Here is a 6,574-nt window from a genome sequence, read left to right as displayed (position 1 = left end):
AACTTGACCCCCGGCCACCGGCACTGTAGGCGAAGCCCTGCCGACGCGACCGAGGGGAACGAACCGAAAACCAGCCGGAGAAATACAAAACAGGGGGTGCGGGTACCGGCGGCTCGGCGAGCACGGCCGCCGGTCAGGGTGCTGGCAGCGCGGCAGTCCCGAAGGTGCGCATTCTAGGCTGGCAGCGCAGCAGTTCCGGGGGCGCATTCTGGGCTGGCGGGTGCAGGTGTGGGCGCGGGTTCGCCTGGCCGCCGAGATCGCTGCCGCCGGATGACAGACAGACCTGACCACCAAGGCATACCGCTTACCGCACCCGGGCATGTCCTCGACCGCTGACCACCGGCCCGCCGCCACGCCCTCACCGGCAGCCGAATCGCTGACCTGCGTTGTCGTTCCCTGCGATTGCTATTCTTCCGGCTGGTTTTCGGTTCGTTCCCCTCGGTCGCGTCGGCAGGGCTTCGCCTACAGTGCCGGTGGCCGGGGGTCAAGTTCGCGCTGAACGAAACCGCCGCCTACCTGCATGACCGCCGCGCGCGGACTTTACCCCCGGACACCGGTGCTGTACCCCCCGGGCTGACGACGCGACCGAGGGGAACGGACCGTAGCCACCTCTGGGACCGCCGCCGCTGAGACTAGATCGACCACCCTAGGGAACCGCGCTAGTTTCCCTGAGGTTGCCGAGGCCCGCCGGAGGCCCGGCCCTTCACCATGGGTTTGACCTTGATCTTGCTGTTGATCTGGCCTGTGCCCTTGATCTTGCTCTTGATCTGGCCCTTTGCCCTTGCCCTGACTTGCCGGAGTTGAAGAGGCCTGAGGTGAGGCGGGGTTGTGAACGCGGGAACCGGCAGCCGACAGACACACCCGCCGCCCCGAACCCCGAACCGGCACAACTATGACCGAAGGCCGTAAAAAGCTTTGAAACCCACAAGGCAACCGCAACCCGGCCCGCAAACTCCACCCCCCGAAAACTCCCACCCCGAACAACCCCAGGGAACACCGCCCTACGAAACCCGCCCTACGGAACCCCATACTGAATCGGCAGATACCAAGCGAACCAAGCCGACATCACCGCAGCAGCCACAAAACAAACCACAAGCCCCCGCGTCCCCGACCGCGAAAGCGTCCGCGCCACAGGGATCAGCAACGGGAACGCGGGCATCAGCTCGCGTGGTGTCGTGGTGATCGACCGGTGGCTGCCCAGGACCAGGACCGCCACGAGTGCGCAGTACGCGACCAGTTCCCAGGGCAGCGCGCGGCGGATCATCAGGGCCAGGAGGAATGGCACCGTGACCATGGCCAGGATGGCGATCAGTTCCATCGTCGACGGGTTGTCGAGGCGGCCGTCGACCAGCTTCGAGAACTCGTCGAAGGTGGTGGCGCCGCCGTCGAACCAGTTGTTCCACAGGGAGCGCTGGACCTTGAAGTAGGCGTCGAGGTGGCCGAAGTGGCGGCCGACGGCGGCCATGTAGCCCAGCATCCCCAGGGGTGCGATCGCCGCGCCCGCCCAGGGGCGCCACCCGTCCTGGCGGCGGATGATCGCCACCAGTGCGACCAGGCCGACGGTCGCGATCAGTGCGGAGGCGGAGGGCCGGGTGAGGCCGCCGAAGAAGGCCAGCACGCCGGCGGTGAGCCACGCGCGCCGCAGCAGTGCGTGCAGCGCCCACGCCGCGAACGCGACGAACAGTACGTCGCCGTAAGGCGCGACCTGCACCACGGCCGTCGGGGCCAGTGCGAACAGCGCCACCAGCACCAGCCCGGCCCGGGGGCCGGCCACCCGCTCGCCCACGAAGCGGATGCCCAGGGCCGCGACCGTGCCGGCGATGACCGAGGCCAGCACGCCGGCCTGGAGGTAGCTCAGGCCGGAGACCGTCTCCACCCCGCGCAGCAGGACGGGGTAGAGGGGGAAGAAGGCGTAGTCGAAGCCGCGCTGGTAGCCGCCGCGCGCCACCTCGATGTAGAAAGTCGAGTCCCATGCGTGGGGAGGCGTGTGCACCAGGACGTTCAGTGACTGCTTCCGTACGTGCAGGAGCCACAGCAGCGAGAGCACCGAGATCAGGTGCAGTCCGAGGTAGACACCGGCTGTCACGCCGTTGGTGCGGTTCAGGACCGCTCTGCGGAACGTTGCCGCGAGCTCGGCCGCAGTCGTTCTCGAACCGGGGTCCTGAACGGCCGGACCGGGGTCCTCCTGAACGACAGCCGCCACCGCGTACCTCCCAGACCGGGCGCACGGTGAGCGCCCGCCTACCCCGTCCACAGCAGAGCTATGGACCACATGCGGGCCGAGCGTAGCGTGCCGGGAACGGCGTTGCCTACTCGGCCGGCAGTGTTTGGCGGCGCACTCGATAGCGGAGGTGGAGCACCCGGTTGCCCTGAATCGCCTCGTCAGGATCCTCCAGCAGGTGCTGAGCGTGGATCGGCCCGAAGTAGCGTTTGCCGGACCCGAACACCACGGGTACGACGTCCATGCGCACCTCGTCGATCAGACCCGCGGCAAGCACCTGGCCGCCGACGTCGCCGGCGGCGACCTCGACCACGCGCTCGCCCGCGAGTTCCTGCGCCTTGGCCACGGCCGCCTCAACGCTGTCGACGAAGGAGAACGGCGCCTCGGGATACCAGCCCTCGGGCCTGCCCCGGTGGGTCACGACGACGACGTGGTCGACCCCGGCCGGAGGCGTGCCGTCCCAGCCGTTCGTCATGTCGAAGACGTGGCGGCCGACGATTGTCGCCCCGATCTGGTCCCAGTACGGCCGGATGTAGTCGTAGGACGTCTGCGACACCTTCAAGACGCCGCTGTCGTCCAACGGCACGTCGCCGCTGAGCAACCAGTCGAACAGCGGTCCGGTCTGGTCTTTCTCGTCCGCGATGAAGCCGTCTACCGATACCGAGCTGTACATGACTACTTTGCCCACGGGGCCCTCCTCTGCGCTTGGGGTGCCTCGACGTTAACGCGCTGTGAGCTGTCGGTCTTGTAAGAAATCAATCGACCGGCAGCGGCCAGCTGTCCAGCACGTTGCCGGGATGTTCCCGCAGGAACCGCCGCCGGACTTCGAGGTACCGGGTCGGCGTGAGTCCGGTGAACGCGCGGAACTCGTGGTCGAAGTGGGCCTGGTCGAAGTAGCCCGCGCCACTGGCGAGGCCGGTCCAGTCGATCGGGTCGGCGGGGTTGATCGCGAACACGGTGGCGGCGAAGCGGTGGGTGCGGGCCAGCCGCTTCGGCGTGATGCCGATGAGCTCCTTGAACCGTTGCGCGAGATGAGTGCTGCTGACACCGGCCGCCGCGCGCAGGTCGCCGATCGCCACCGCCCCGCCGGTCGCCGCGATGACGCCGCTCGTATGGCGGACCAGTCCCAGGCCGGCGGTCTCGCCCAGCCGTCGCGTCAGCTCCTGCTCGAGCAGCGTCAGCATCTCCCGTGGTCCGTACGCCGCGGCCAGCCGGTCTCGCAGCTCGGCGACGGCAGGCCGGCCCCAAACCTGCTCGATCGTCACCGGCCGGTCACACAACTCGGCCGCGGGCATCGGCAGGAACGGCGCCAGCCCCCACGGCTTGAAGTGCACGCCGACGGATCGGGTCCGGAGCGGGTAGCCGAACTCCAACGCGCGGGTGGGCATGGTGATCACGCAGCCGTCGGCGTACTCGGCCGGCTCGGTGTCGGTGCCGCCGTGGATGCGGAACGGCGCCCCGAGGTTGACGATGAGCAGCGCCGCCGGCATCGGCGGCAGCATCAGCCGGGCGTACGGCGGCGTGCCCTCCAGGTAGTAGAGGTCATCGATCAGCCCGTCCAGCGGCGGTCGCGGCACTCTGGACACGTACTCCATGCGTACAGCATCTTCTATGCGCGGCGTATCCGCATGGGCGCCCGGCCGCGCACCGCGCTGCCGGTCGGTCGGTCGGTCGGTCCAGCCGACCCGCCGCCCGCCGCTACCCCTCGTCCAACAGCGGCGGCGCGATCTGGTCGAAGACGTCGCCCGGCCCCGGGTTCTCAGGGCTCGTGGATCCCCCGAAGTGCTTCATCACGCCCCACACCGCGTTCAGCGCCGTGGTCACCGCGCCCTCGGCCCAGCCGGCGGTCCAGGAGATGTCGTCGCCGGCCAGGAACAGGCCGCGCTGGTGCTCCGGCAGGTCTTCCTGCATGAAGTGGGTGTAAAGGCGGCGCTGGTAGCGGTACTGGCCGGGGAGGTTCGCCTTGAAGGCGCCCATGAAGTAGGGCTCGGTTTCCCAGGAGACAGTCAGCGGGGTGCCGATGATGTGCGATCGGATGTCGACGTTCGGGTAGATCTCGGCCAGCGAGGCCAGGACCACCTCCAGGCGCTCCTCGCGGGACAGCGGCACGAACTTCATCGAGTCGTCGACCCAGGTGTACGACAGGCACATCACGCCAGGCTTGTCCGGTCCGTCGTCCAGCAGGTACACGCCGCGGGGCATGCGGTCGGTGAGGGTCATCGACATGGTGTCGCGGGTCGGGTCGTCGGGGGAGGGGTCGAGCCAGAACGGGCGGTCGACGACCACGAACAGCTTCGAGGCCCCCATGTAGTGCGCGCGCTCGACCGCGGTCCAGACGTCCGTGGGGAGCAGGGCCTCGTCCACCTTGACCTTCGAGAGCATCATCCAGGCCTGCGCGGTGAAGACCGCGGCCGGATAGGTGCGGATCTCGTTGGCGGCGTCGGCGACGGTGACGCCGCGCCCGGTGCGGTACATGCGGGTGACCGCGGGCCGGGGGTGGCCGTTCTCGTGCAGGGACTGGACCGTGGTGCCGGCCGGCCAGTGGGCGAGGGTGTCAGGGGCCTGCGACCACAGCCGCACCGGCAGCTGCTGGCAGCCGCCCACCACGCGCCGGTGGTGGTCGTCGGCGCCGGTGTAGACGACGCGCAGGATCTCCAGCATCGAGTTCGGGAAGTCGGTGTCCCAGCCGCCGGTGCCGAAGCCGACCTGGCCGAAGACCTCGCGGTGCCGGAAGGACTTGAACGCCGGGCTGGCCGCCAGGAAGCCGTAGAACGAGGTGTCGTCCAGCCGCGGGACCAGGCGGCCCCAGATCGCGCGCACCGTCGCGGTGTCCCGCTCCCGGATCGCCTGCTGCATCGCGGAGAACTCGGCGCCGTGCGCCGGATCGTCCAGCGCGTCGGCCCAGGCGTCGGCGACCTCGTGGTAGACCGCGGGAAGGTCGTCCAGGCCGGTGGCGTAGTGGCTGACGCCCTTCAGATCGATGACCGTGGACGGGGTCGCGGCGTCCAGCGGGTTCGGGAACGGCTCCGTGCGCAGCCCCGCGCGGTCGAAGTATGAGAACAACGTCGTCGAGGACGGCGGGAACCGCATCGCGCCCATCTCGGCCATCGAGCCCGGCACGCCCGGGAACGGCGTGGAGCGCATCCGGCCGCCGAGCTCGTCGGCTTCGTACACCACCGGCTTGAGCCCCAGCTTCAGCAGCTCGTGCGCGGCCACCATCCCGGACAGCCCGCCGCCGATCACCGCGACCTCGGTCCCGTACGCCGCCTCCGGCACCGAGCCCAGGCCCGCCGGGTGCGCGACGTAGTCGTCGTAGGCGAACGGGAAATCGGGGCCGAACATGGTGATCGGCTTGTGGGACTCACACTGCACGTGGTCGGTGACCTCGTGGACGGTGGCCGGGACAGCGGACGTCATGAGTTTGCCTTCGGGGTCACGCCGGCGGTGCGGTACAGGTCGGTGCGCCGGTCTTGCAGATACGTGTTCAGATCGCGGGAGGCGGCCAGGTCCGCCGGGTCCACGTCGGCCAGCAGCAGCTCCTCGTGGTCCGCGCCGACCACCAGCTCCCGGCCGTCCGGCGCCACCACCCGGGTCTCGCCGGCGTAGACGAAGTCGCGCTCCACCCCGACCCGGTTCACATACGCCACGAACAGCTGCGACTCGATCGCCCGGGCCGGCACGATCTGCCGCGGCACGTACTCGTACGGCCGCATCAAGGCGGTCGGTACCAGCAGCAGCTGGGTCCCGGCATCGGTGTGCGCGCGCACCGCTTCCGGGAACTCGACGTCGTAGCAGATCAGGAAGCCGACCCGGATGCCGTCCAGGTCCGCCTGCACCACCAGCTCCGAACCCGGCGCGAACGCCTCGCGGTCCACGTCGCCGAACAGGTGCGTCTTGCGGTAGTTGGCCTTCGGGACACCGTCGCCGCCGATCAGCTGCACGGCGTTGTAGACGACACCGTCGCCGTCCCGCTCGGGGTAGCCGTACAGGATGGCGATCCCGTGCTTGGCGGCGGTCGCGGACACTTCGCGCTGGGACGGCCCGAACCGCTCCTCGGCCAGCCCGGCGATCACCTCGGCGCCCAGGTTGTAGCCGGTGAGGTACATCTCGGGCGTGATCAGCAGCCGCGCGCCGGCGGCCGAGGCCTTGGCCGCGGCGTCGTCCAGCGCGGCCAGGTTGGCGCCGCGGTCGGCGACGGGGTCGGGCGCGCCGTCGGGGTGATCGGTCGCCGGGGCTTGGAGGCAGGCCAGCCGCAGAGTCATAGGTTCAGCGTAGGTGCGGAGCGGCGGATCGCATCTCGCCGTGGTGGCGAGGGTGGTGGAGCGGACTCGACACGGGGGTGCGGCGGGGGAC

5 protein-coding genes are annotated in these 6,574 nt (G+C 69.7%); all 5 read right to left on the bottom strand.

Going from position 1 to position 6,574, the window contains the following annotated elements; all coding sequences use genetic code 11:
* Positions 1–1,015: 1,015 nt before the first annotated feature.
* Positions 1,016–2,203, bottom strand: a complete 1,188-nt coding sequence (locus KGQ19_RS46650) for a putative hexosyltransferase (protein WP_212021740.1) — start codon at positions 2,201–2,203, stop codon at positions 1,016–1,018.
* A 106-nt stretch (positions 2,204–2,309) separates the two neighbouring features.
* The gene (locus tag KGQ19_RS46645) at positions 2,310–2,909 is read right to left on the bottom strand and encodes a dihydrofolate reductase family protein (RefSeq protein WP_212021739.1); all 600 of its coding nucleotides are present in this window, start codon (positions 2,907–2,909) and stop codon (positions 2,310–2,312) included.
* A 67-nt stretch (positions 2,910–2,976) separates the two neighbouring features.
* Entirely contained in the window at positions 2,977–3,816 is an 840-nt protein-coding gene (locus KGQ19_RS46640) for an AraC family transcriptional regulator (protein ID WP_212021737.1), read from the bottom strand.
* 103 nt (positions 3,817–3,919) lie between these two features.
* Positions 3,920–5,638 (bottom strand): flavin monoamine oxidase family protein, encoded by a 1,719-nt coding sequence (locus tag KGQ19_RS46635; RefSeq protein WP_212021734.1) that lies wholly within the window; start codon positions 5,636–5,638, stop codon positions 3,920–3,922.
* Positions 5,635–6,483 (bottom strand): carbon-nitrogen hydrolase family protein, encoded by an 849-nt coding sequence (locus KGQ19_RS46630; protein ID WP_212021732.1) that lies wholly within the window; start codon positions 6,481–6,483, stop codon positions 5,635–5,637. Before KGQ19_RS46630 ends, KGQ19_RS46635 begins: the two co-directional genes overlap by 4 nt.
* Between the last annotated feature and the right edge of the window lie 91 nt (positions 6,484–6,574).

The organism is Catenulispora pinistramenti (genome assembly GCF_018274385.1).
Lineage (GTDB): Bacteria > Actinomycetota > Actinomycetes > Streptomycetales > Catenulisporaceae > Catenulispora > Catenulispora pinistramenti.
The sequence above is the reverse complement of the archived record's forward strand: the minus strand, read 5'-3'. Positions and strand labels throughout refer to the sequence as shown.

Excerpts from the sequence above, each read along its gene's own strand:
- KGQ19_RS46640 (WP_212021737.1), bottom strand. The coding sequence starts at position 3,816 with ATGGAGTACGTGTCCAGAGTGCCGCGACCGCCGCTGGACGGGCTGATC.
- KGQ19_RS46635 (WP_212021734.1), bottom strand. The coding sequence starts at position 5,638 with ATGACGTCCGCTGTCCCGGCCACCGTCCACGAGGTCACCGACCACGTG.
- KGQ19_RS46630 (WP_212021732.1), bottom strand. The coding sequence starts at position 6,483 with ATGACTCTGCGGCTGGCCTGCCTCCAAGCCCCGGCGACCGATCACCCC.